General features: G+C 70.2%; 18 protein-coding genes. 9 read left to right on the forward strand and 9 right to left on the reverse strand.

The annotated features are described in order from the left end of the window. The first annotated feature begins 141 nt into the window (after positions 1–141). On the forward strand, positions 142–1,446 hold the full coding sequence (locus ACIBQ1_RS01410) for an ABC transporter substrate-binding protein (RefSeq protein ID WP_397273947.1): 1,305 nt from the start codon (positions 142–144) through the stop codon (positions 1,444–1,446). 3 nt (positions 1,447–1,449) lie between these two features. Here ACIBQ1_RS01410 and ACIBQ1_RS01415 read toward each other — a convergent pair whose 3' ends face one another. Further along, positions 1,450–2,184, reverse strand: a complete 735-nt coding sequence (locus ACIBQ1_RS01415; RefSeq protein WP_397273948.1) for a hypothetical protein — start codon at positions 2,182–2,184, stop codon at positions 1,450–1,452. A 294-nt stretch (positions 2,185–2,478) separates the two neighbouring features. Between ACIBQ1_RS01415 and ACIBQ1_RS01420 the strand changes: the two genes are divergently transcribed. Then, positions 2,479–3,777 (forward strand): ABC transporter substrate-binding protein, encoded by a 1,299-nt coding sequence (locus ACIBQ1_RS01420; protein ID WP_397273949.1) that lies wholly within the window; start codon positions 2,479–2,481, stop codon positions 3,775–3,777. 72 nt (positions 3,778–3,849) lie between these two features. Here the strand turns inward: ACIBQ1_RS01420 and ACIBQ1_RS01425 are convergent, their stop codons facing one another. From ACIBQ1_RS01425 to ACIBQ1_RS01450, 6 genes are all read right to left on the reverse strand, one after another. Next, on the reverse strand, positions 3,850–4,224 hold the full coding sequence (locus tag ACIBQ1_RS01425) for a hypothetical protein (RefSeq protein ID WP_397273950.1): 375 nt from the start codon (positions 4,222–4,224) through the stop codon (positions 3,850–3,852). 87 nt (positions 4,225–4,311) lie between these two features. Then, on the reverse strand, positions 4,312–5,103 hold the full coding sequence (locus ACIBQ1_RS01430) for an ABC transporter ATP-binding protein (protein ID WP_397273951.1): 792 nt from the start codon (positions 5,101–5,103) through the stop codon (positions 4,312–4,314). Continuing rightward, the gene (locus ACIBQ1_RS01435) at positions 5,100–6,050 is read right to left on the reverse strand and encodes an ABC transporter ATP-binding protein (protein WP_397273952.1); all 951 of its coding nucleotides are present in this window, start codon (positions 6,048–6,050) and stop codon (positions 5,100–5,102) included. Before ACIBQ1_RS01435 ends, ACIBQ1_RS01430 begins: the two co-directional genes overlap by 4 nt. After that, entirely contained in the window at positions 6,040–7,038 is a 999-nt protein-coding gene (locus ACIBQ1_RS01440; protein WP_397273953.1) for a branched-chain amino acid ABC transporter permease, read from the reverse strand. Before ACIBQ1_RS01440 ends, ACIBQ1_RS01435 begins: the two co-directional genes overlap by 11 nt. A 15-nt stretch (positions 7,039–7,053) precedes the next feature. Next, positions 7,054–8,346: a branched-chain amino acid ABC transporter permease gene (locus ACIBQ1_RS01445; RefSeq protein ID WP_397273954.1), complete on the reverse strand. Its 1,293-nt coding sequence runs from the start codon at positions 8,344–8,346 to the stop codon at positions 7,054–7,056. A 385-nt stretch (positions 8,347–8,731) separates the two neighbouring features. Next, a complete protein-coding gene (locus ACIBQ1_RS01450; RefSeq protein ID WP_397274542.1) occupies positions 8,732–9,127 on the reverse strand; it encodes a PaaI family thioesterase in 396 nt (131 codons plus the stop codon). Between the two features lie 80 nt (positions 9,128–9,207). Here ACIBQ1_RS01450 and polA point away from each other — a divergent pair, with 80 nt between their 5' ends. The 6 genes from polA (at position 9,208) to ACIBQ1_RS01480 (ending at position 18,057) form a co-directional block, all read left to right on the forward strand. Further along, complete coding sequence (gene polA, locus ACIBQ1_RS01455; protein ID WP_397273955.1) at positions 9,208–11,898, forward strand: DNA polymerase I; 2,691 nt, start codon at positions 9,208–9,210, stop codon at positions 11,896–11,898. Positions 11,899–11,954: 56 nt separating this feature from the next. Next, positions 11,955–13,049 (forward strand): polysaccharide deacetylase family protein, encoded by a 1,095-nt coding sequence (locus tag ACIBQ1_RS01460; protein ID WP_397273956.1) that lies wholly within the window; start codon positions 11,955–11,957, stop codon positions 13,047–13,049. 192 nt (positions 13,050–13,241) lie between these two features. Then, positions 13,242–14,726: a 30S ribosomal protein S1 gene (gene rpsA, locus ACIBQ1_RS01465; RefSeq protein WP_319714415.1), complete on the forward strand. Its 1,485-nt coding sequence runs from the start codon at positions 13,242–13,244 to the stop codon at positions 14,724–14,726. A 165-nt stretch (positions 14,727–14,891) separates the two neighbouring features. Continuing rightward, the gene (locus tag ACIBQ1_RS01470; RefSeq protein WP_397273957.1) at positions 14,892–16,025 is read left to right on the forward strand and encodes an epoxide hydrolase family protein; all 1,134 of its coding nucleotides are present in this window, start codon (positions 14,892–14,894) and stop codon (positions 16,023–16,025) included. A 130-nt stretch (positions 16,026–16,155) separates the two neighbouring features. Continuing rightward, the gene (locus ACIBQ1_RS01475) at positions 16,156–17,559 is read left to right on the forward strand and encodes an alpha/beta fold hydrolase (RefSeq protein WP_397273958.1); all 1,404 of its coding nucleotides are present in this window, start codon (positions 16,156–16,158) and stop codon (positions 17,557–17,559) included. 18 nt (positions 17,560–17,577) lie between these two features. Then, a complete protein-coding gene (locus ACIBQ1_RS01480; RefSeq protein ID WP_397274543.1) occupies positions 17,578–18,057 on the forward strand; it encodes a GNAT family N-acetyltransferase in 480 nt (159 codons plus the stop codon). On the opposite strand, the gene ACIBQ1_RS01485 is transcribed toward ACIBQ1_RS01480, so the two are convergent. Further along, a complete protein-coding gene (locus tag ACIBQ1_RS01485) occupies positions 17,945–18,631 on the reverse strand; it encodes a Clp protease N-terminal domain-containing protein (protein ID WP_397273959.1) in 687 nt (228 codons plus the stop codon). The genes ACIBQ1_RS01480 and ACIBQ1_RS01485 overlap by 113 nt on opposite strands. A gap of 32 nt (positions 18,632–18,663) precedes the next feature. Between ACIBQ1_RS01485 and coaE the strand changes: the two genes are divergently transcribed. After that, complete coding sequence (gene coaE / locus ACIBQ1_RS01490) at positions 18,664–19,266, forward strand: dephospho-CoA kinase (RefSeq protein ID WP_397273960.1); 603 nt, start codon at positions 18,664–18,666, stop codon at positions 19,264–19,266. An 87-nt stretch (positions 19,267–19,353) separates the two neighbouring features. On the opposite strand, the gene ACIBQ1_RS01495 is transcribed toward coaE, so the two are convergent. Further along, entirely contained in the window at positions 19,354–24,921 is a 5,568-nt protein-coding gene (locus tag ACIBQ1_RS01495) for a TIR domain-containing protein (RefSeq protein WP_397273961.1), read from the reverse strand. Between the last annotated feature and the right edge of the window lie 29 nt (positions 24,922–24,950).

Below are 24,950 nucleotides of genomic sequence, written 5' to 3' on the forward strand. Positions count from 1 at the left end.
TTACTATGAGTGTTCGAGAGATTACGAATCCGCATAAAAGCCGCGTAAGAACTCCCCATCACCTGTTCGAACAGGCATGCTGAGCTCGGAAAACCCAGCGAAGGTGATCGTTCCTTCGTTGAGATAGGGGGAGTCTCTTTTATGATCCGCATTGCTCCAACGGGGCGCGTCCTGGCCGTGGCGGCCGCGGCGAGCCTGGCTCTGACGGCGTGTGGCGGCGGCGGTGGCGACACGGCCGCGAAGCAGTCGGAGTCGGCGGCCCCGTCCGCGGCGGCCTCTTCGGCTCCCGCGGCGAAGGGCGACGGCACGTTGACCCTCGGCACGGTGCTGCCGCAGACGGGCTCGCTCGCCTTCCTCGGCCCGCCCGAGTTCGCCGGCGTCGACCAGGCCGTCAAGGAGATCAACGAGGCCGGTGGCGTGCTCGGCAAGCCGATCACCAAGGTCCACACGGACTCGGGTGACACCAGCACGAACATCGCCTCGCAGTCGGTGGACAAGCTGCTGGCGCAGAAGGCCGATGCCATCATCGGCGCCGCGTCGTCGTCGGTGTCGGAGTCGATCATCGACAAGGTGACGGGTGCGGGCGTGGTGCAGTTCTCGCCGGCCAACACCTCCGACAAGTTCACCACGATCAACGACAAGGGCCTGTACTTCCGTACGGCGCCGCCGGACAAGCTGCAGGGCCGGGTGCTCGGCGACCTGATCGCCGCCGACGGCAACGACTCCATCGGCATCCTGGCCATGCAGGACTCCTACGGCTCCGGCCTGGCCGACCAGATCACCAAGACGGCCGAGGAGGCCGGCGCCGGCGTGGTGGAGCGGGTCGACTACGACCCGAAGGCGGCCGACTTCTCCGCCGACGTGGCCAAGATCAAGGCGAAGAACCCGAAGGCGATCGTGCTGATCGGGTTCGAGGAGGGCGCCAAGGTCGTGGCCGAACTGGTCAAGCAGGGCCTGACGGCGGACAAGCACAAGTGGTACATGGTGGACGGCAACATGTCGAACACCAACTACCTGAAGATGCCCAAGGGCACCCTCAAGGGCGTCAAGGGCACCATACCGGGTGCCGAGGCGCCCGAGGAGTTCAGGAAGAAGCTCCAGGAGCTCGACCCCAAGCTGACCGACTTCACGTACTCGGCCGAGTCGTACGACGCGGCGAACCTGATCGCGCTGGCCGCCGAGGCGGCCAAGGACGACTCCGGCGCGTCCATCGCCGCCAAGCTGCCCGAGGTGAGCAAGGGCGGCGAGAAGTGCAAGAGCTTCAAGGAGTGCGTGGACCTGCTGAAGGCCGGCAAGGACATCGACTACGACGGTCTCAGCGGCCCGGTCGAGTTCAACGACGCCGGTGACCCGGCGGTGGCCACGATCGGCGTCTACCAGTACGGCGACGACAACAAGTACCCCGGCAAGGCGCTGGAGTACCGCACCGGCAAGATCGAGGGCTGAGCCTCAGCCCAGTCCGCACGTCTTCATCGCCCACGGGATGAGGCGGTCCTGCAGCGGCTTGGGCGGCACCACGATGACCACGCGTTCCTGACCTCCGTCGATGCCGGCCCGGACGGGGAACAGGAAGGCCTTCTTGGCCTCGGCGAACGCGTGGGGGTCGCAGCGGCCGGGGGTGAGCGCGATCGGCACCTCCAGCCGCTGCTGCCCGGCGGCCAGCACCCCCAGGGGCCGGTGCTCGGGCGTGACGATGAAGTGGGTGGTCCCGCCCATGTCGTTCAGGGTGACGGAGCCGCTCCCGCGCCGGGTGATCACCAGGGTGCCCCGCATGGCCTTGTCCACGTCCTTCCACTCCGGGCCGAACCGGATGTCGGCCGCCTCCTTGATCAGGAACTCGGAGCACTCGTCGCGCAGCAGCCTGGCCAGCAGCGGGTCGGGGTGGGGGACGGTGAAGACCACCTTCCGCGGCTGCTCGGAGCCGGTGCTGACGTGCGCCACGACCGTGGCCGGCTGGACCTCGGGCAGCCCCTGGGGCAGGCAGTTGGCGGGTCCGTACGTGATGCGCAGGTCCGTCCGTTCGGTCTTCTTGATGGTGGCGTCGGTCCTTTGCGCCGGCAGGGTTTTGAATGAAGGCGTGACAAGCTGGACATCGGCGAAATAGACCGGAGTGTCGGCGGTATTGCGGACGGCCACTTCCAGCGCGTGCACGGGCTCGTCCGAACGCCATTGGGCCAGTGACACGGATACGCCCCCAGGCGGCGTCGCGGTTGGCCGGGAAGGCGGCTCGGAGGTGCCGCAACCGGTGAGGAGGAGCGTCGTCGCGAGGGAGACCGTAAAACGCTTCACTCGATGCAGATTAAGCGTGCTTGCCCAGGTCCCGTAAGTTGAGGACTGATTACGACTCCGCATCCAAGTGCCGACAGTTCCCCGGTGCATCTAGTTGGAGCACGCTGCAGTTTTGTACGTTTCCTGCATTCGTTCGGGAACGCTCGGCGGTGCTGACCGATCCCGGCCTGGAAATGAAGGAGACACTTCATGATCCGCATTGCTCCCGTGGGGCGGGCGCTGGCTGTCGTGGCTGCCACCAGCCTCGCCCTGACAGCCTGCGGCGGTGGCGGCGGCAACACCGCCACGCAGACCTCAGAGTCTGCCGCGCCATCGTCGTCGGCGCCCGCCGCGGCGAAGGGCGATGGCACTCTCACCATCGGCACCCTGCTGCCCCAGACCGGTTCGCTGGCCTTCCTCGGCCCGCCCGAGATCGCGGGAGTCGACGCCGCCGTCAAGGAGATCAACGAGGCCGGTGGCGTGCTCGGCAAGCCGATCACCAAGTACGACACCGACTCGGGTGACACCACCACCAACATCGCCTCGCAGTCGGTGGACAAGCTGCTGGCCCAGAAGGCCGACGCCATCATCGGCGCCGCGTCGTCGTCGGTGTCGGAGTCGGTGATCGACAAGATCACCGGTGCGGGCGTGGTGCAGTTCTCGCCGGCCAACACCTCCGACAAGTTCACCACGATCAACGACAAGGGCCTGTACTTCCGTACCTCGCCGCCCGACAAGCTGCAGGGGCGCGTGCTGGGTGACCTCGTGGTGGCCGACGGGAACGACACGGTCGGCATCCTGGCCATGCAGGACTCCTACGGCACGGGCCTGGCCGACCAGGTGCAGAAGACCGTCACCGACGGCGGCGCCGAGGTCGTCGAGCGGGTCGACTACGACCCGAAGGCGGCCGACTTCTCCGCCGACGTGGCCAAGCTCAAGGCCAAGAACCCCAAGGGCATCGTGCTGATCGGGTTCGAGGAGACCGCGAAGGTCGTGGCCGAGCTGGTCAAGCAGGGCCTGCCCGCCGACAAGCACAAGTGGTACATGGTGGACGGCAACACGTCCAACACGAACTACGTGAAGATGCCCAAGGGCACGCTCGACGGCGTCAAGGGCACGATTCCGGGCGCCGCGGCTCCGGAGGAGTTCGAGAAGAAGCTCCTGGCGATCAACCCCAAGCTCGAGGACTTCAGCTACGCCCCCGAGTCCTACGACGCCGCCAACCTGATCGCGCTGGCCGCCGAGGCCGCCAAGAGCGACGCCGGCACGGACATCGCGGCCAAGCTCGCCGAGGTGAGCAAGGGCGGCGAGAAGTGCAAGAGCTTCAAGGAGTGCGTGGACCTGCTGAAGGCCGGCAAGGACATCGACTACGAGGGCGTCAGCGGCCCGGTCGAGTTCAACGAGGCCGGTGACCCGGCCGTCGCCACCATCGGCATCTACCAGTACGGCGCCAACAACAAGTACGCCACCAAGGCGCTCGAGTACCGCACCGGCAACATCGCCGGCTAGTACCGCCGCCTCACACGGAAGGGCCCGGCCGTCACGGCCGGGCCCTTCTCGTCGTTCCTACTTGCAGTCGGCCTACTTGCAGCCGGCCACGATCTGGTCGGCGGCCACGCGGTACTGCTTGAGCAGCGCCACCTGCCGGGCGCGGGGCACGTCGTTCTTGGCGAGCCCGGCGGTGGTGGTCTCGATCGTCTGTACGGCGCCCTTCAGGGAGTCGGGCAGCCGGTCGCCGAACTCCAGCGTGATCCCGCGCAGCTCCGCCAGGCGGCCGATCACGGCGTCCTCGAAGTATTGCCGGTCCTCCTGACCCTTCGGTCGCAGCATGAGGTTGGCGTACCCGATGGCCGAGACCACGCGGGCGCACGGGCTGTCGGTGGCATCGCCGCCGGTGCTGTATTTCGACGCGGACGAGGCGTTGCCCTGGCAGCCGACGAGTAGGACGGGAAGCACGAGCGCGACTGTCGCTAAACGTTTCACAACGCACATTAAAGAACGGCGAAGGGGCCCATGGGAGCCCCTTCGCCGTTCTCGATCGTCCTACGCCTTGGCCAGCGTGCCGAGATACAGCTCGATGACCTTGGGGTCGTTGGCGAGCTGCCGCCCGGTGCCGGTGTAGGCGTTGCGGCCCTGGTCGAGGACGTAGCCGCGGTGGCAGATCTGCAGGCAGCGGCGCGCGTTCTGCTCCACCATGATCACCGTCACGCCCGCCTTGTTGATCTGCTGGGCCTGGATGAACACCAGGTCCTGCAGCTTGGGCGACAGACCCGCCGACGGCTCGTCGAGCAGGAGCACGGACGGCTCGGTCATGAGCGCCCTGGCCATCGCGACCATCTGCCGCTCACCGCCGGACAGGGAGCCGGCGCGCTGCTTGCGCCGCTCCTTGAGCGCGGGGAACAGCTCGGCCACGAACTCGAAGCGCTCCTTGAACTTCCCCGGCACCTGGAAGGCGCCCATCTCGAGGTTCTCCTCGATGGTGAGGCTGGGGAAGACGTTGTTGGTCTGCGGCACGTAGCCGACGCCGCGGGCGACCAGCGAGTGCGCCTTCATGTTCGTGATGTCCTCACCCTTGAGCAGCACGGTGCCGCTGCGGATGTTGACCAGCCCGAACATGGCCTTGAGCAGCGTCGACTTACCGGCGCCGTTGGGGCCGATGATGCCGATCAGCTCGCCCTCTTTGACGTAGAGGTCGGAGCCGTTGAGGATGTTGACGCCTGGCAGGTAGCCGGCGATCAGCTCGTCGCACCGCAGCACGGCGTCCTCGGCGCCCTGCAGGTGGTCGCTGCGGTCGGTGACGGCCGCCTTCGACTGTGCCGGCTCAGGGACGGTCACTTCTGCGTCTCCTCTTCGATCTCGGCCTCCAGCGCCGCCTCGGCCTCCTGGAGCTGGGCCTCCAGCTCGGTCTCCGACAGCGGCGCGTCGTGGTGCGCGCCCAGGTAGGCGTCGATCACGCGCTCGTCGGACATGATCGTCGAGGGCGGTCCCTCGGCGATGACCGCGCCCTGCGCCATGACGATCACCCAGTCGCTGATGTCGCGGACCATGTCCATGTCGTGCTCGACGAACAGCACCGTCATGCCCTGCTCGCGCAGGTCCTTGACGTGGCCGAGCAGCGACTGCGTCAGCGCCGGGTTGACCCCGGCCATGGGCTCGTCGAGCATGACCAGCTCGGGCTGGACCATGAGCGCGCGGGCCATCTCCAGCAGCTTGCGCTGGCCGCCCGACAGCGACCCGGCGAAGTCGTCGCGCTTGGCGGCGAGCTTGAACCGCTCCAGCAACTCCTCGGCCCGGACCGTGATCTCGTCCTCCTGGCCGCGCCACAGGCTCGGCACGAGCGCGCGGAAGAAGCTCTCGCCCTTCTGCCGCTGGGCGCCCAGGCGCATGTTCTCCATCACCGTCAGCCGCGACAGGGCCTTGGTGAGCTGGAACGTGCGCACCATGCCGGAGCGGGCCACCTTGTGGGCGGGCACCCCGTTCATCGCCCGTCCGTTGAACGTCCACGAGCCGGAGTCGGCCGTGTCGAACCCGGTGAGCTGGTTGAAGAAGGTGGTCTTGCCGGCGCCGTTGGGGCCGATCAGCGCGGTGATGGAGCCGCGCTGGATCTCGACGTGGTTCACCTCGACCGCGGTCAGGCCGCCGAAGCGGCGCACCACGTTGTCCACCACGAGGATGGGGTCGGGCTTGGGCACGCCGGGGTCGCGCGCCAGGTCCTTGAACGCCGCCAGGGCGGCCGACTTGCGCTCGGTGGTGCCGGATTGGGTGGGGGTTTCAGCGTGCATCGATTGCTATCTCCCTCTTGTCACCGAAGACGCCCTGTGGCCGGAAGACGAGCAACAGGATGAGGCCAAGACCCACGATGATGTAGCGGAACGCGCCCACCTGGTTGGTGTCCATGAACGTGATGTACCCGGCGCCGACCGCCTCGGTGAGCACACCGTAGATGAAGACCAGCAGCACCCAGAAGATCATCGAGCCGACGACCGGGCCGAGCACGCGGGCCGCGCCGCCGAGGATGACCATGGTGTAGATGTAGAAGGTCGTCTCGGTGCCGAAGACGTCCGGCTGCACGGAGGCGAAGGCCAGGCCGTAGATGAAGCCGCCGAGCGAGCCGATGACGCCGCCCAGGATGAGCGACTGCATCTTGTACGAGAAGACGCTCTTGCCCAGGCTGCGCACGGCGTCCTCGTCCTCGCGGATGGCCTTGAGCACGCGGCCCCACGGGCTCTTCATGAGCAGGTAGACGATGGCGCAGCAGATGGCGATCAGCACCCAGCCGACGACCAGCACCCACAGCACCCGGTTGTTGAAGAAGAGCGGCACCGGGCCGAGGTTGAAGCCGTATTCGCCTTCGGGGAAGGGGTTGAGCGCGTAGAAACCGTCGGAGAAGCCGCGCTGGCCGTCGGAGCCGCCGAAGACGTCCTTGAACGCCACCGAGCGGAAGACGAGCCTGATGATCTCGGCCGCCGCGATGGTGACGATGGCCAGGTAGTCGGCGCGCAGCTGCAGCGTCGGGATGCCCATGAGGATCGCCAGCACCACGGCGGCCAGCAGGCCGACGACGATGCCGATCCAGAACGGCAGGCCCATGACCGTGACCGTGACCGCCAGGCCGTAGCCGGCCACGCCCATGAACGCGGCCTGGCCGAAGTTGAGCAGGCCGGTGTAGCCGAAGTGGATGTTGATACCGATGGCCGCGAGGGCGTACAGCACCGTGTCGACGCCGATGGCCGACTTGAGAGTGGTGCTGATGATCGTGATCCAGTCCATTCTGATCCTCCCCCGTCAGCCGATCCGCTCGCGGCGGCCCAGGATGCCCTGAGGCCGGACGAGGAGCACGATGATGAGTACGCCCAGCGCGCCGAGGCTCTTGAGCTCCGGCGGCACCCAGAGCGTGGAGACCTGGATGAACAGGCCCACCACCAGCGAGCCGACCAGCGCGCCGAACGCGGTGCCGAGCCCGCCGAGCGTCACGCCGGCGAAGATGAGCAGCAGGATGTCCTGGCCCATGGTGTATTTCAGGCTCTGCGACAGGCCGAGCATGATGCCCGCCAGCGCGGCGATGGCGCCGCCCGTGGTCCAGATGATCCGGATGACCTGGTCGACGTTGATGCCGGACGAGGCCGCGAGCGCGGGGTTGTCGGCCACGGCGCGGGCCGCCTTGCCGGTGCGGGTGCGCATCAGGGCCAGGCCGACGATGATCAGGACCGCGAGCTCGATGCCCATGGCGATGAAGTTCTTGGGTGCGGCCGTGATGGGGCCGACCTGGATGCCGGGCTGGGCGGTGTATTGGGCGAAGGCCTCGTTCTGTCCGCCGAAGAAGATCAGGAAGACGTACCGCAGGAAGAGCGCCACGCCGATCGAGATGATCATCATGGCGATGGTGCCGGTGCCGCGCTTGCGCAGCTGGCCCCAGAACAGCCGGTCCTGCAGGTAACCGAGGATGCCGCCGACCGCGACGGCGATGATGGCGGCGGGGATCAGATGCAGCCCGAAGCCCACGTTGAACGCGTAGGCGAGGATCGCGCCGAGCGTGACCAGCTCGCCGTGGGCGAAGTTGGTCAGGCCGGTCGTGCCGTAGATGAGCGACAGACCGAGCGCGGCCAGGGCGATGATCAGACCGAGGTTCAGGCCCTCGAAGGTCAGCTGCGCGGCCGTCGTCCAGAACGAGCTCTCGCCGCCGCCCTCCTCCTGCTGCTGTTGCCCCGGGGCGCCCTTGGCCTGAAGGGCGAACAGGACCGTCGAGCAGTTGCCCTCATAGACGGTCGGTGTGCGGACGTTGCTGCCGCCACGCACCTCCGCATTCTGCGGAAGGCTGCTGACATCCAGGGTGACCTTGTACTTACCGGGTTTGTCGACCTGAACGTCCCAAGTGCCTTGTGCGTTGCTCGTGACCTCCTTGACGGGTTGTCCGCTCTCGGTGGTCACGGCGACTTTGGCGCCGTTCACTGGCTGGCCTTGGAGTTTGAGTGTTCCCCTCAGTCCCTGGCAATCGGCGGGCCCCGCGTGAGCGGGGCCGGCCAGCAGGAAGACGAGTCCACCCAGGAAGGCCGTGAACGCGATCACGGCTCTGCGCAATGGTGCTCCCTCAAGTAGGTCAAGGCGGGGTTGTGCCCCTCCATCTCGACACGCGCGCATCGCAGGCACAACTGGGATGCTGTGGCGGGAGCTTATTCTGGTGACGCCCGGTTCAGTATCGTTCGTCACCAATTAGTGACATGTGTGTGTCACTGATGTGAGGAATCAACAAGCCAGGTCAGGGGCTAAATCGGGGTAGACGCCTGGCGGCTTTGCGTACGAACGCATAACGATCGCCGTAAATCCTGGACGAGCCCGCGAGGTCGGCGTTTGGGGCCGTGTAGGGCTTCCCCGGCCGCACACGTTTTCTACTAAGCCTCCCCGCGGGCTCGCGTTCGGACCACCGTATCCACCTACGGGTGCGGCGCGCAAAGGGACAGGAGTTTCACCTGTCGCGCAGCATGCACGTGAGACGTGAGGTACAGACGAGTTTTCCCTGCTCGTCAGTGATTTCGATGCTGTACGTCGCCAACGTCCGGCCGCCGTGCAACCTGGTCGCCACACCCGTGACGTGCCCGGCGGACGCCGAGCGGTGATGGGTGGCGTTGATCTCGATGCCCACGGCGATGCGCTCGGGGCCCGCGTGGATGGCGGCCGCCACCGAGCCCAGCGTCTCGGCCAGCACCGCGGAGGCCCCGCCGTGCAGCAGGCCGTAGGGCTGGGTGTTGCCCTCGACCGGCATCCGGCCCACGACCCGCTCGGGTCCGGCCTCGAGGAACTCGATGCCCATGCGGTCGGCCAGCGTGCCCTCGTGCACGGCGCCGTACACCGAGAAGTCCATGGGGTTGGTCTGCGTCAAAGGGACGTCTCCACTCTTCCGAGCTCAGGTTTTCTGTCGCAGACGCAGACTAGGCTGCGTGTGTGCCGAAGAGTGAAGTGACCCCCAGCCGCCCGCGCCTGTTGCTGCTTGACGGGCATTCCCTGGCTTATCGCGCTTTCTACGCGCTCAAAGACGCCAACCTGATGACCACCGATGGTCAGCACACCGAGGCGGTCTACGGGTTCACCTCGATGCTGACCAACGTCCTGCGCGACGAGCAGCCGACGCACGTGGCGGTGGCCTTCGACAGGTCGGAGCCGACCTTCCGCCACGAGGCGTACTCCGAGTACAAGGCCAACCGGAGCGAGACGCCGGAGGACTTCCGCGGCCAGATGCAGCTCATCTTCGAGCTGCTCGACATCCTGCGCGTCCCGCACCTGTCCAAGGCGGGCTTCGAGGCCGACGACCTGATCGCCACGCTCGCCACCCGGGCGGCCGGCGAGGGCATGGACGTGCTGATCGTCACCGGCGACCGCGACGCGCTGCAGCTGGTCGACGAGCACGTCACCGTCCTGATGACCCGGCGCGGCATCAGCGACATGACGAGGTTCACCCCCGAGGCCGTCGTCGAGAAATACGGCCTGACCCCGGAGCAGTACCCCGACTTCGCCGCCCTGCGCGGCGACCCCAGCGACAACCTCCTGAGCATCCCGAGCGTGGGGGAGAAGACCGCCGCCAAGTGGGTGCGCGAGTTCGGCTCGCTGACCGCGCTGGTCGACCGGGTCGACGAGGTCAAGGGCAAGGTCGGCGACAAGCTGCGCGAGCACGTCGCCCAGGTGCTGATGAACCGGCGCCTGACCGAGCTGCTGCGCGACGTGCCGCTGGAGGTCGACCTCGGCGACCTCACGCAGGGCGCGTGGGACCGCGAGGAGATCAACAAGCTGTTCGACTCCCTGCAGATCCGCGGCGAGCTGCGCGAGCGCGTCTTCAAGGTGCTCGGCTCCGGCGAGCAGGAGCCCGAGCAGGGCTTCGAGGTCGAGACCGTGCTGCTCGGCCCCGACCGGGTGGCCGGCTGGCTGTCGGCGATGCCCGCGGGCCGGGCCGGGCTGGCCTTCAAGGGCGCCTACGGCAGCGGCACCGGGCGCATCGACGCCATCGCCGTCGCCTCGCCCGACGGCACCGCCGCCCACATCGACCCCGTCAAGCTCACCGAGGCCGACGAGGCGGCGCTGCGGGCCTGGCTGGGTGACGAGAGCAGGCCCAAGGCCGTCCACGACGCCAAGGGGCCCATCCTGGCGCTCTGGGCGCAGGGCATGGAGCTGCGCGGCCTGAGCTGTGACACCGCGCTGGCGGCCTACCTGGCGATGCCGGGGCAGCGCACGTTCGCGCTCGAAGACCTCGCCAGGCGCTACCTCCACCGCGACCTGCGGGCCGAGGAGGAGTCCAACGGGCAGGCCGCGCTGTTCGGCGACGACGAGGACGCCCCTGCCAAGGACCTCGCGCTGCGCGCCCACGCCGTGCGCGAGCTGGCCGACTCCCTGGAGACCTTCCTGGCCGGGCGCGGCGGCACCCAGCTCCTGGCCGACGTCGAGCTGCCCCTGCTGAGCGTGCTGGCCGAGCTGGAGCGGGCGGGCATCGCCGTCGACGGCGAATACTTCGCGGGCCTGGAGGCCGAGTTCGGCGCGGCCGTCAAGCACGCCGTGGAGGAGGCCCACCGGTCGGTAGGCGAGCAGTTCAACCTGGGCTCGCCCAAGCAGCTGCAGGAGATCCTCTTCGTCCGGCTCAACCTCCCCAAGACGAAGAAGATCAAGACCGGCTACAGCACCGACGCCGACCAGCTCGCCTGGCTGGCCACGCAGACCGAGCACGAGCTGCCGACGATCATGCTGCGCCACCGCGACCAGCAGAAGCTGCGCACCACCGTCGAGGGCCTGATCAAGGAGATCTCCGACGACAGGCGCATCCACACCACGTTCAACCAGATCATCGCCGCCACCGGCCGCCTGTCCTCCGAGAAGCCCAACCTGCAGAACATCCCGATCCGCACCGCCGAGGGCCGCCGCATCCGGCAGGGCTTCGTGGTCGGCGAGGGCTACGAGACGCTGCTGACGGCCGACTACAGCCAGATCGAGCTGCGCATCATGGCCCATCTGTCGGGCGACGAGTCGCTGATCGCGGCCTTCGAGTCGGGCCACGACTTCCACCAGGCCACCGCCGCCCGCGTGTTCAACCTGCCGCCCGAGCAGATCGACGGCGAGCTGCGGGCCCGCATCAAGGCCATGAACTACGGCCTGGCCTACGGCCTGTCCGACTTCGGGCTGTCCGGCCAGCTCAACATCGCGGTGTCGGAGGCGCGGGCGCTGAAGGAGGAATACTTCACCGAGTTCGGCGGCGTGCGCGACTTCCTGCAGGCCATCGTCCAGCAGGCGCGCACCGACGGCTACACCGAGACGATCATGGGCCGTCGCCGCTACCTGCCCGACCTCACCAGCGACAACCGCCAGCGCCGCGAGATGGCCGAGCGGATGGCGCTCAACGCCCCCATCCAGGGCTCGGCCGCCGACATCATCAAGGTCGCCATGCTCAACGTCCACCAGGCCATCCGCGAGGAGAAGCTGGCCTCCAGGATGCTGCTGCAGGTCCACGACGAGCTGGTGTTCGAGGTCGCGCCAGGGGAGCTGGAGCGGCTCACGCAGCTCGTGCGCGACCAGATGAACGCCGCCTACCACCTGCGCGTCCCGCTGGAGGTCTCCGTCGGCGTCGGGCGCACGTGGGAGGACGCGGGCCACTGACTGATCATTTCTTTCGACTAACCTGGACTAAATTTCACTAGGCGGCCAGGAGTTCTGTGCGGTATCCAGCGTCCCTCACGCGGATCATCGGCATCGCCAACGTCGTGGTGGTAACGGTGGCCGTCATCGGCCTGAGCCTCTTACCCTCCGAGCAGCGCCCCCACGCCAAGCCGAAGGACGTGGCCAAGGTCCAGGGCAGCGTCGCACCGCCGAGCCTGGCCCCGGTGGGCGAACCGCCCGGGGTCGTGGCCACCCCCGACTTCGCCCGCCAGGTGCACGCCAACGAGGCCGGGCTGGTGCCGGTCCTGATGTACCACCGGATCCTCGCCAAGCGGCTCGCCTCGATCGACCGGACGCCCGGCCAGCTCAGGAAAGAGCTGGAGAAGCTGGCCAAGCAGGGCTACGTGCCGATCACCGCCAGAGACTTCGCCACCGGCGACATCAAGGTGCCGGCGGGGAAGTTCCCGGTCGTGCTGACGTTCGACGACGGCCACCCGAGCCACTTCGCGCTCGACGGGAACGGCAACCCCAAGAGCGGCACGGCCGTGGCCGTCATCCAGGAGGTGGCCAGGAAATACCCCTCGTTCCGGCCGGTCGCCACCTTCTGGATCAACCGGGAGCCGTTCGGGCTGACCGACCGGCAGGCCCAGGAGAGCGCCGTCAAGTGGCTGGTCGACCACGGGTACGAGGTGGCCAACCACACCTGGAACCACCCCAACCTGCGCGTGCTGCGTAAAAAGAAGGTCCGCGAGCAGATCGTCCGGATCGAACGCCTGCTCAAGAAGCTCGGCGTGCCGCAGTCGCGGACCATGGCCCTGCCCTACGGGTCGATGCCCCGGCCGAAGAAGCTCGCCCGCACCGGATCCTGGGACGGCAGCAAGTACGATTTCGCGGGCGTCTTCCTCGCGGGTGCGGAGCCCTCACTTTCGCCCTACGCGAAAAAATTCGACCGGGGGGCCATCCAGCGCATCCAGAGCAACGGTAAGAAGGGCGAGTGCCGCAAGTGGTGCTCGCAGTACTGGCTGGAATGGCTGAACAAGCACCCTGGCGAGCGCTATGTCTCCGACGGCGACCCAACCCGGATCTCCATACCGGAGAAACGGCGCGGTAAAATCGTCGCCAAGCGAGGACTGCAGGTCATCGCGTATTGATTGCTCCCCGGATTGACCCCGTGGCGATGGTCTCATATGCTGATCGCTGCGCTGTGGGCTCGCGCGCGCCTCAGACGGAGCGGGCTCGCGCTCGGTCACGTCGATGTCGTAATTCCTCGGCTTGATGCGGAAGAGGGCCTGCCGCGCATCCGCCACATCGACATCCTGTCCGCGTTCGGAGCAATTCCACACATGACGTCCAGCACTGAGGCCACCTCGAGCACCCCGCAGGTAGCGGTCAACGACATCGGGTCCGAGGAAGCCTTCCTCGCGGCGATCGACGAGACCATCAAGTACTTCAACGACGGCGACATCGTCGAGGGCACCGTCGTCAAGGTCGATCGAGACGAGGTTCTTCTCGATATCGGCTACAAGACCGAGGGTGTCATCCCCTCGCGCGAGCTTTCCATCAAGCACGATGTCGACCCTGCTGACGTCGTGGAAGTGGGAGAGCACGTCGAAGCCCTGGTCCTCCAGAAGGAGGACAAAGAGGGCCGGCTGATCCTGTCCAAGAAGCGCGCCCAGTACGAGCGCGCCTGGGGCACGATCGAGAAGATCAAGGACGAGGACGGTATCGTCACCGGCACCGTCATCGAGGTCGTCAAGGGTGGTCTCATCCTCGACATCGGCCTGCGCGGCTTCCTGCCGGCGTCCTTGGTGGAGATGCGCCGCGTCCGCGACCTGCAGCCGTACGTCGGCCGCGAGCTCGAGGCCAAGATCATTGAGCTCGACAAGAACCGCAACAACGTGGTCCTGTCGCGCCGCGCCTGGCTCGAGCAGACGCAGTCGGAGGTTCGCCAGACCTTCCTCAACACCCTCCAGAAGGGCCAGGTCCGCAAGGGCGTCGTCTCCTCGATCGTCAACTTCGGCGCCTTCGTCGACCTCGGTGGGGTCGACGGTCTGGTCCACGTGTCCGAGCTGTCCTGGAAGCACATCGACCACCCCTCCGAGGTTGTCGAGGTCGGCCAGGAGGTCACGGTCGAGGTCCTCGACGTCGACATGGAGCGCGAGCGCGTCTCCCTGTCGCTCAAGGCGACCCAGGAAGACCCGTGGCAGCAGTTCGCCCGCACCCACCAGATCGGCCAGGTCGTGCCGGGCCGCGTCACCAAGCTGGTGCCGTTCGGCGCGTTCGTCCGGGTCGAGGAGGGCATCGAGGGCCTGGTCCACATCTCCGAGCTGGCCGAGCGCCACGTGGAGATCCCGGAGCAGGTCGTCCAGGTCGGCGACGAGATCTTTGTCAAGATCATCGACATCGACCTCGACCGTCGTCGCATCAGCCTCTCGCTGAAGCAGGCCAACGAGGGCGTCGGGGCCGAGGTCGAGTTCGACCCGACCCTGTACGGCATGGCGGCCACCTACGACGACCAGGGCAACTACATCTACCCCGAGGGCTTCGACCCGGAGACCGGGGAGTGGCTCGAGGGCTTCGACAAGCAGCGCGAGGAGTGGGAGCGGCAGTACGCCGAGGCCCAGACGCGTTTCGAGGCTCACAGGAAGCAGATCGAGGAGGCCCGCAAGGCCGAGGCGGAGGCCGGCGAGGCCGCTCCCTCGTCCTACAGCGGCGAGACGCAGGCTCCGGCCGGCGGCTCCTCCTCCTCGGCCCCGGCCAGCGGCGCGCTGGCCTCGGACGAGGCTCTCGCGGCTCTGCGCGAGAAGCTCGCCGGCGGCCAGAGCTGATCATCCGGCTCTGATCTGGCTGAGTGCCTTTCCGGAAGGCCCCGCACCCGACGTGGTGCGGGGCCTTCCGCCTTCCTGGGGCCGGGTGGTGAAGACCGGTGCTTTCTGAAGGCCGATGACAATGCGGAAGGAACCTTGCCGCATTGGCTTCTACGGTTCTTCTCCATGGAAGAGATCACGGCATTCCGCATCGACATCCCCCAGGAAGACCTCGACGACCTGCGGGCGCGGCTGAGGCGTACGAGGTGGGCGCGCCGGCTGCCCGGCGGGTGGAACAGGGGCGTGCCCGTCGCGTACCTGAAGGAGCTGGCCGAGTACTGGGCCGACGGGTTCGACTGGCGGGCGCAGGAGGCCAGGCTGAACGCGTTCCCGCAGTTCACCACCGACATCGACGGGCAGGCCATCCACTTCCTGCACGTGCGCTCGCCCGAGCCCCGAGCGCTGCCGCTGGTCATCACGCACAGCTGGCCGAGCTCCGTCGCCGAGTTCATCGACGTCATCGGCCCGCTCACCGACCCGCGGGCGCACGGGCTCGACCCCGACATCGCCTTCCACGTCGTCGCGCCCTCCCTGCCCGGCTTCGCCTTCTCGCCCTTCCCCGAACCGGCCGACGAACGGCCCTGGAGCATCGAGCGGGTGGCCCGTACGTGGGCCGAGCTCATGCGCAGGCTCGGATACGAGCGCTACGGCGCGCACGGCAACGACGCCGGGGCGCTGGTCACGCCGCAGCTGGCCGCGCTGGACGGCGAGCACGTCGTGGGCTCGCTCATCACGGCCGGGCTGGGCATCCCCACGGGGGACCCCGCGCAGCTCGAAGGGCTCGGCGAGAAGGAGACGGCCGAGCTGGAGGAGCTGACCTCGTGGATGAGCGGAGGCAGCGGGTACGGGCCCTACCTGGCCGCCAGGCCGCAGACGCTCGCGCACGGGTTCGCGGACTCGCCGGTGGCGCAGCTCGCGTACCTGGTGGAGCGGTTCAAGGAGTTCGACGGGTGGGGTTCGGGCGCCGAGCCGATCGACCGGGACCTGGTGCTCACGAACGCGGCCCTTTACTGGCTGACCGACACCGGCGGGTCGTCGTCGTGGACGTACTACGAGGGCGCCGCCGGGCTGCCGATCAACCAGAGCGCCGTGCCGACGGGCGTGACGCACGGCGGGCCCGCGCTGCTGCGGCGGATCGCCGAGCGGGACAACGACATCGTGTACTGGGGCGACGCCCAAAGCCCCAGCCACATGGTCGCGATGGCGGTGCCCGACTCGCTGGTGGCGGGCATACGCGCCTTTTTCCGGATGATCCGCTGAGCGGGCCGCAGATTTTACCTTCGGCCCAGGCGAGCCCGCCGCCCCCGGGAACCGGCGCTGTCAGACTGACCTGCGCTGTTGACACCTACGACCGATTCTCAGGGGCGACGCAGTGGGCATGGTTCAGCGGGTGATCATCCTTGCCGCGGCCGCGCTGGCGGCCGCGGCCACCGCTTCCCCGGCGGTGAAGGGCGCGGCCGTTCCCCAGTGGCAGGACTGCGGCGACGGGCTGCAGTGCGCCAAGCTGTCCGTGCCCGTCGACTGGGCCAGGCCGCACGGCGCCCGTACCGAGATCGACCTGGCCAGGATGCCCGCGCAGGACCCGCGGCGCAGCCGCGGCTCCCTGGTGGTGAACACCGGCGCGGCCTCCACCGTCCAGGGCGTGCGCGCCCGGCCGGAGAGCGTGAGCGAGCTGACCAGGTGGTTCGACGTGGTGCTGATCGAGCCGCGCGGGGCCGCCGTCCGGTGCGCGGTGGCCCAGCCCGACCCGCTGCGCCTCGTCCTGGCCCCGGGACGGGCCGGATGGCGCGCCTACGCCCGCGACAACGCCGCCTACGACAAAAGCTGCCGCGCCGCCGCCGGGGCCGCCTACGACGGGCTCACGTCCTGGCAGGTCGCCCACGACCTCGACGCCCTGCGCGCCGAGCTGGGGGAGCCCCGGCTGCGGTACTTCGGCTCCTCCTACGGGGCCGTGTACGGGCAGGCGTACACGGAGCTGTTCCCGCACCGGGTCGGGCGGATGTACCTCGAAGGCGGGCCCGACCACACCGAGCCCGACCTGGCCGAGCGGCTGACCGCCCTGGCGCGGGCGGCCGAGCGGCGGCTGTCCGCCTTCCGCGACTGGTGCCGCGGGCACCTGGGCTGCCCGCTCGACGACGACGCCGTGGAGGTCTACGACGCCCTGACCCGCCGCACGCCCCTGCACGCGGGCCCCGGCCGCTCGGTGAACGCCAGGCGCCTGGCCGCGGCCGTCGCCGCCGGGCTGGCGCCGCGGCACTGGCCGGAGCTGGCCCGGGCCATGTCCGAGGCCAGGCAGGGCGACGCGAGCAGGCTGGCCGCGCTGGCGGCCGTGACCGCCCAGGCCCCGCCGGCGACCGCGTCGGGGTCCCTGCTGTGCCACGACTTCCTGCCGGAGGTGCCGGGCCACCGGCGCTTGCGCACGATGGAGACGCACCTGCGCGAGGTGGCGCCACGCGTGGGATGGCTGAGCGGCCGCCGCGAGGTCGCGCGATGCCTGGGCATGCCGCGCCGGGGCGCCCCGAGCTGGCCCCCGCACGTGCCCGAACCGCGCCACGACCCGACGGTCCTGGTCGGCGTCGGACGGCTGGACGCCGAAGCGCGGCCCGCGGGCCCCGTCCCCGGGGCGGTCGTGCTGTCGCACGGCGACGGGCGCGACGCGTACCTGCTGCAGGGGATCAGCCGGCTCCGCGCGACCTGCCTGCGCACGAGCGTGCACGACTACCTCGTCAACGGGGCGCTTCCGGAGGAAGGCGCCGAATGCCCCGGCGCGCTCACGGCGGGCATGTATTCGTGAGGGTTGAGCGGTAGGGTGCTGCGCGTGCTGATCGAACGGGCGACCGCGCCGGACGCGGGCGAGATCCTCACCGTGCAGCGGGCGGCCTACGTGAGCGAGGCCCAGATGTACGGCGACCCGTACATCCCGCCGCTCGTCGAGTCGCTGGAGCAGGTCCGCAAGGTCATCGAGGGCGCCGTCGTGCTCAAGGCGCTCGACGCCGGCCGCGTGATCGGGGCGGTGCGCGGGCAGGTGTCCGGCACGACCTGCCTGGTCGGCCGGCTGGTCGTGGCGCCCGACCGCCAGGGCCAGGGCATCGGCACGGCGCTGCTGACGGCCCTGCACAAGGCGGTGCCGGAAGCGGAGGCGTTCGACCTGTTCACGGGCCACCTGTCAGAGGCGAACCTCAAGCTTTACCGCCGTCTGGGCTACCGGGAGACGGGCCGGGAGCGGATGGACGATCACCTGACGCTGATCCACCTGCGTATGCGGCCAGATCGATCCCTTCCTCAGCCGTGATCACGGCGCGGCCCAGGTCGTCGTCCACCCAGTTCCACTCCCAGCGCCACTCCGAGCCCGCCGGGTGCTCGGCATCGAGCCGGTCGAGCACGCCCTGGAGGGCGGAGACGGGCACGATGACCTGGTGGCGGCCCCGCCACGGCACGTGCACGGGCGGGCCGAGCGGCGGCGTGCGGACCCCGTGCGCGCGCAGCGCCCCGACCACCGCCGCCGGGTCCACCCCGAACAGGTGCAGCGGCGTCGGCCCCCGGTCCTCCTCGACGTCGTAGGCCAGGGCCATGAGCCAGTGCTCAGGCTCGGCGTGCCGGTCGCCCGCGGCCAGCGCCAGGCCGGTCGCGATGCCGTACAGCTTGTAGAAGGCGGGGTTGGCGAACCCGCCCGTCCCGTGCGCGGGCCTGGCGTGGTGCGGCAGGCAGCCGAGCGCCCGCTCGTGGTCCAGGCCCGCCTCGGTCAGCACCCGAGCGGCCAGGGACTCGCCGGCCAGCAGGGCGAGCACGACGTGCTGCGGCCCCACCCAGTCGTCCCCGACGGCCGCGGCCTGCTCGTGCGCGGCCCGTACGATCGTGGTCGTCATGCTTTCGATGATGACCCCGTAGGCTTCTTCCCGTGTTGAAGACTGGGCTCACGGGCGGTATCGGATCGGGCAAGAGCGAGGTGTCGAAACGGCTCGCGGCCAGGGGCGCCGTCGTGATCGACGCCGACAGGATCGCCCGCGAGGTGGTGGAGCCCGGCACACCCGGGCTGGCCAGGGTGGTCGCCGCGTTCGGGGCGGGGGTGCTCCGACCCGACGGTTCGCTGGACAGGGAGAAGCTCGGCTCCATCGTCTTCGCCGACCCCGAGCGGCTCGCCGCGCTCAACGCGATCGTGCATCCGCTGGTGGGGGAGCGGGTGGCGGAGCTGCAGAGCCGGTCGGCCGATGACGCGATCACCGTCTACGACGTGCCGCTGCTGGCGGAGAACCACCTGGCCCCCATGTACGACGTGGTCATCGTCGTCGACGCGGCCGACGAGACCCGCATCCGGCGCCTGGCCGAGCACCGGGGCATGCCGGAGGCCGACGCCAAGGCCCGCATCGCCGCCCAGGCGAGCCGCGAGGACCGGCTGGCCGTGGCCGACATCGTGATCCCGAACGAGGGCTCGCTGGCCGAGCTGGACGCCCGGGTCGACGAGGTCTGGGCGGAGCTCACGAGACGCGCCGGCCGCGGCTGAACGGGCCCCAGCCGGGCTGAGCGGGGTCGGCCTGCCTTCAGGCGGGCTCAGCGGGCCCGAGCCGGGCCGGGCCGGCCTCGGCCCGGCTCAGAAGGGCGCGTCGAGCGGCACCTGCCGCACGCCCGGCAGGTAGCGGTCGAGCTCGCCCAGCTCGAACCGGGACATCCCGACCACATGCCAGAACTGCCCGCCCGGCTCGCCATGGATCTTGTACCGGCCGTCAGGCGCCAGTGCCGCCCACCCCTCGGCCAGCCCGAGCAGGGTCGCCCGCCGTTCGCCGCCCTCCCAGAGGATCACCACGCCGTCGTCGCCCGCGCTGGCCAGCAGGTCGGAGGCCGGGCTGAAGGCCACCGACCACACCCGGCGGGTGTGTCCGGCCAGCGTGTGCCGCGGCTGTCCGGTCGCGGTGTCCCAGACCCGCACCACCAGGTCGTCGCCGCCCGTGGCCAGCCGCTCGCCCGTGGCGTCGAACGCCAGGCTCCACAGCCGCCCCTCGTGCCAGAGCTCGTGCACCAGCCGCGGCTGCCACGGCTGCCCCGTGCGCAGCTCCCACACCATGGCCCGCCCGTCGTTGCCCGCGCTGGCCAGGTGGCGGCCGTCGGGGGAGAAGGCCACCGAGTAGACCCGGTCGGAGTGGCCCTTGAGCGTGGCCACCCGGCCGCCGGAGGCCACGTGCCACAGGCGCACGAGCCGGTCGTCGCAGCCCGTGGCCACGTACTCGCCGTCGGGGCTGAACGCGATCGAGCGCACCCGCCCGCGGTGGTCGGCCAGGTTGCCCGCCAGCCGCCCGGTCGGGCGGTACCAGATCTTGACGCTGTCGTCGTCGTTGGCCGTGGCCAGCAGTTGGCCGTCGGGGCTGAACGCCTCGGCCCAGACGTGGTCGGTCTCGGCGCTCAGCTCGCGCTCGTAGTCGCCGGTGACGGCGTTCCAGAAGTGCACGCCGCCGTCGTTGCTGGAAGTAGCCAGCGAGGGCCCGGCGGGGGAGAACAGGGCCGAGATGAGCCGGTCGGCCATGCCGGTGAACTCCCGCAGCCGCCGCCCCGTGCGCGGCTCCCACACGCGTACGACGCCGTCGTTGCCGCTGGTCGCCAGCATCGAGCCGTCGGCGCTGAACCGGACGGACGAGATGCGCCGCCCGTGGCCGCGCAGCACCCGCTGGCACTTGCCCGAGCCCGGGTCCCACAGGCGCGCGGTGCCGTCGTTGCTGCTGGTGGCGATCTGCCGGCCGTCGGGGCGGAACGCGAACGGCCAGACCGAGCTGCGGTGGCCCGTCAGTTCGACCCGCTGACCGCCGCCGACCTGCTGGAGCCGGACCACGCCGCCGGAGTCGCCGCTGGCCAGCACCTGCCCGTCGGGGCTGAAGGTCACCTGGTAGACGGCCGCCGCGTGCGTGGTGTGCACGCCCCGGGACTCTCCGGACGCCTCCCACAGGCGTACGGCGCCCGCCGTGTCGCCGGTGGCCAGCAGCGAGCCGTCCGGTGAGAACGTCACGCAGTAGACGCTGCCCGCGTGCCCGCTCAGCACGTGCAGCGGCGTCCACGTGGCGGTGTCCCACAGCCTGACGGTGCCCGCCTCGTCGCCGGTGGCCAGCAGACGGCGGTCCGGGCTGTGCACGGCGCGGTAGACGCTGCCGCGGTGGCCGTCGAGTGTCTGCCTCACCTGCCCGGTGGCCAGGTCCCAGACGCGTACGACGCCGGCCGCGTCGCCCGTCACCAGCATCGAGTGGCCGAACGACGCCGTGTAGATCGGCGCCTGGTGCCCTTCGAGCGCGTGCGCGAGCCGCCCGGTGGCCGTCTCCCAAACGCGTACGACGCCGTCGCCGCCCCCGGCCGCCACCAGGTCGCCGGCCGGGCTGAGGCGCACCGGCCAGACGCCGTCGGCGTGGCCCTTGAGCGCGTGCAGGCGCTCGCCGGTGAGGGAGTCCCACAACAGGACGGCTCCGTCGCTCGCGCCCGTGGCCAGCAGGTCGCGGGAGTGGGCGAAGGTGACCGCGTAGACGCGGCCCCGGTGCCCCTGCAGCGTGCGCACGGGCGCGCCGCCGACGCAGAGCAGCACGCCGCCGTCCTCGTTGCCGATCGCGATCGTGGAGCCGTCGGGGCTGTAGGCGATGGGCTCGGGCAGGCGGCTGGTCTGGAAGTGGTAGCCGTACGGGACGCCGATGCCGGCCGGCGCGAACTCCACCTCCACCGGCTGGCCCGGCGCCACCGCCGCGCCGTGCAGGTGGGGCAGCGTGCCGGTCACGTTGATGAGCGAGGCCCGGTGCCAGCGGGCGCCCTCGACGGCCGCGTCGCTCAGGTCCACCTGGGCCAGCCGCGCCCCCGACAGGTCGGCGCCGGTCAGGTCGGCCCCGGTCAGCGCCGCGCCGTCCAGCCGCGCCCCGGCCAGGCTGGCCTCGCGCAGGGTGGCCCTGGCCAGGTTCGTGCCCGCCAGGGTGGCCTCGGACAGGTCGGCGCCGGTGAGGTCGACCTCGCTCAGGTCCCTGGCGGACAGGTCCTCGCCCTTCAGGTTCGCGCCGCGCAGGTCGGCCCGCGCGGGGGTGCGCAGCCTGGCCGAGATCTTGACCGCGTTCGCCCTGGACACGTCGTCGCCCGGCGGGTCGGCCGCCCACGCGCGCAGCGCCCGGACGTCGGCCAGGTCGCACAGGAACTCCATGGTCAGCGCCGACAGCGGCCTGCTGGACAGCAGCGCGAGGTTGTCGAGGGCGATGTGGCGGGCGATCAGCCACTCCATCACGGACGCGTGGATGAACCCGAACATCCCGTCCTCGGTCCGCACCAGCAGGCTGCCCGAGCCCATCCGGTACGCCGCGTGCGCCGCCGACAGCTGCCCGTCGGACAGATCCGTCAGCGTCTCGCCGATCTCGGTCAGCTCGTCCACGCCCAGCAGCGACTCGCCGCTGTCCCACAGCCGCATCGCCAGCGCCGTCACCGCCTGCCACAGCTCGTCGACGGTCAGCGCCGCGGCCGAGCCGGGGACCCTGGCCCGCCGCTCCTCGAAGACCAGCCAGGAGCTGAGGATCTCCTCGTACAGCAGCGCGGGGCTGATCGTGTGGCGGGCGCCGACGACCGTACGCAGCCGGTCGGCGTCGAGGTCGGCGATGAAGCTCAGCATGCGCGGGTTCTGGGCCAGCGCCAGCAGGTCCTTGATCTCGCCCATCAGCGACATGCGCGCGCCGGCCTCGTCGCCGTCGACGAACCGGTTGGCCAGATAGGAGCGGATCTGGTCGTGCGTGAAGTCCTCGACGGTGAGCAACCGCCGCTGCGGCAGCACGCCCACCATCTCGCCGAGCGAGGTCAGCACCTGGCTGTGCGACTTGAAGTGCTGGGTGCGGCTGGCGACCACGATCTTGGCTTTGTCCTCGGCCGCCGCCAGCAGCGTGGCCAGGTGATCGGCCGCCCGGTCGAACGTCAGCCGGGTCACCAGCTCGTCGAACCCGTCGAACAGCAGCACGATGCGCCCCTGCCTGAGCAGGTAGCGGAACGCCTTGAGGTCGATGAACTCCTCGCCGTGCCCGGCCAGGTGGGCGGCCACCAGCGCGTCCACGGAGTGCGCCTTGTCCAGGGCGCGCAGCTCGATCAGGATCGGCGTCAGGTGCGGCAGCTCGGCCGGGATGCGCCGGGCCAGCTCCCGCAGCGCGAACGTCTTGCCGTGGCCGAAGTCGCCGAGCAGCAGCAGGAACCTGCCGTGGTCGGTGGCCAGCAGCCGCATCAGCTCGTCGGTCAGGCCGTGCTTGACCTGGCCGCCCGGGCGGTCGAGCTCGCGGTAGCGCTGCGGCACGTACAGGTCGGGCGGGTAGCGGCGGTCGGCCGTGACCCTGGCCGTCTGCTCGGCGACGTAGCCGGTCAGGTCGAGCAGCCCCTGGAACTCGGTGAAGGTGCGCAGCCGCACCCCCTTGCGCATCAGGTCGTCGCGGACCGCGCGGGCGGCGGGCGGGCCCTGGTAGACCAGCTCGGCGGCCAGGCCGGTGGCGTGCGCCTGGCGGACGAAGCCGTCGGCGGCGCTCTCGGTCAGCTCGCCCACGTGCGCGCCGATCATCGTCTGGCGGACGAAGCCGTCCTCCGGGTGGGTGACCACGAGGTGCGCGTCGAAGCGGCGGATCCTGGCCCGTTCGTGCCTGGCCTCGCAGACCTCGGCGATCCGGTCGAGCAGCAGCTCGACCGGGCTCGGCGCGCGCTCGTCCGGCTTGGGCGCGGGCGGCTCGGAGGCAGGGCTCTCGCCGGTGAACGTGGCCCGCACGGCCTTCCACCGGTACGCGACCGGCTCGGGCTCGCCCGCGTCGGGGAGCCAGGTCCGCAGGCCGTCAGGGGTGATCTCGACCACCTGGTGCCGCCCGGAGCGCGGCGCGGCGATCACGCCCTCGGCCCGGTGGGCGGACCCGCCGTGGAAGAGCAGGTTGAGCCGGTGGGCCAGCAGCCGCTCGAACGCGGGCGCGTCGCGCAGCTCGCCCGGCGGATGCCCGATCGCGCCCAGCCGCAGCCACGCGCCCTCCTCGTACGGCCGCAGCCGCTCGGCGAACCAGGCCGCCTGCGCCTCCCCGAGCTGCGCGTAGGCGTCGCGTTCGAGGTGGCTCATGGCCATCGTCGAGTTGAGCCCCGCCACGACCACCTTCAGATCGGGCACCTCGAACAGCGTCCACGGCTGCCCGCCGTCGAACACCCGGTCGTCCAGCCCCTGGTACACCTCGCCGAACAGCCCGGCGAAGTGCCGCCACTTGGGCCAGTAGGGCGGCTGCGGGCTCACGTCGTCGGCCTCGCAGGTCATGAAGTACGCGCTGGCGGCGGCCTTGGTCACGTCGCGCGGCCCCGGCAGCAGCACCAGCCGGTGCGGCTCCAGCCCGATCAGGAGCCGCAGGTCGGTCACGAACCGTGTCGCCTGCCCGAACTGCCCCAGGCTGCCCGACTCGGTCAGGTCGCCGGTGACCAGCATGAGGTCGGGACGCGGCATGCCCCGGTCGTACATGGCGGTCAGGTCCGCCCAGATGCGCGCCTGCATGTCCTCGGGCGTGAACGGCTCGCCAGGGTCGGGCAGCGCCCGGCCGAACCTGGGGCCGCCGATGTGCAGCACGCTGATCGACCCGCGCCCCCGGTCGGCGCTCACCGCCGGGGGGAACTTCGGCGCCGACACCGGCGTGCGCCGCGCCCTGGCCCGCTCGCCCGGCGGCGGGAGCGTCGGGACGGGCGCCGGCACGCCGGAGCCGTCGGGGAACGCGGGCGCCGACTCCGGCTTGGCCCGGCCGGCCACCGCCTCCCGCACCCTGCCCAGCAGCAGCGCCCTGGCCTGCCCGGGGTCGGTGACGCCGAGCAGGTCGACCCAGGTGATCGTGGACAGCAGACCTTCGAGCCGGACGTCCTCCAGCCGGATCGTGACGAGCTTGTTGGAGGGGTTGTCGGGGTCGGCCCGCAGCGCGGCCTGCCACTCCATCCGGCCGTAGCGGGAGCTCAGATAGTGGCGCGAGAGCACGGCCACGACCAGCTGCGCCTCGCTGACCCCGCGGTCCATGAAGTCGATGAAGTTGGTGCCCGGCACGAAGTCCCAGGCCTGGATCATGGTCTTGTAGCCCGCTGCCTCAAGCTCCCACGCTATCCAGGTGGCCCACGCCGTGTCGGCCGGGGAGTAGCTGACGAAGATCTCGGTCGGCCTGCCGTCACGCGCCATGAGGCCAGTATCCCCCGCGGGACGGCGGG

This window comes from Nonomuraea sp. NPDC050153, assembly GCF_044460125.1.
Lineage (GTDB): Bacteria > Actinomycetota > Actinomycetes > Streptosporangiales > Streptosporangiaceae > Nonomuraea.

Coding starts and splice junctions, on each gene's coding strand:
- ACIBQ1_RS01440 (WP_397273953.1), bottom strand. CDS start 7,038: ATGGACTGGATCACGATCATCAGCACCACTCTCAAGTCGGCCATCGGC.
- ACIBQ1_RS01485 (WP_397273959.1), bottom strand. CDS start 18,631: ATGACGACCACGATCGTACGGGCCGCGCACGAGCAGGCCGCGGCCGTC.
- ACIBQ1_RS01495 (WP_397273961.1), bottom strand. CDS start 24,921: ATGGCGCGTGACGGCAGGCCGACCGAGATCTTCGTCAGCTACTCCCCG.
- ACIBQ1_RS01450 (WP_397274542.1), bottom strand. CDS start 9,127: ATGGACTTCTCGGTGTACGGCGCCGTGCACGAGGGCACGCTGGCCGAC.
- rpsA (WP_319714415.1), top strand. CDS start 13,242: ATGACGTCCAGCACTGAGGCCACCTCGAGCACCCCGCAGGTAGCGGTC.
- ACIBQ1_RS01410 (WP_397273947.1), top strand. CDS start 142: ATGATCCGCATTGCTCCAACGGGGCGCGTCCTGGCCGTGGCGGCCGCG.
- ACIBQ1_RS01435 (WP_397273952.1), bottom strand. CDS start 6,050: ATGCACGCTGAAACCCCCACCCAATCCGGCACCACCGAGCGCAAGTCG.
- ACIBQ1_RS01420 (WP_397273949.1), top strand. CDS start 2,479: ATGATCCGCATTGCTCCCGTGGGGCGGGCGCTGGCTGTCGTGGCTGCC.
- ACIBQ1_RS01470 (WP_397273957.1), top strand. CDS start 14,892: ATGGAAGAGATCACGGCATTCCGCATCGACATCCCCCAGGAAGACCTC.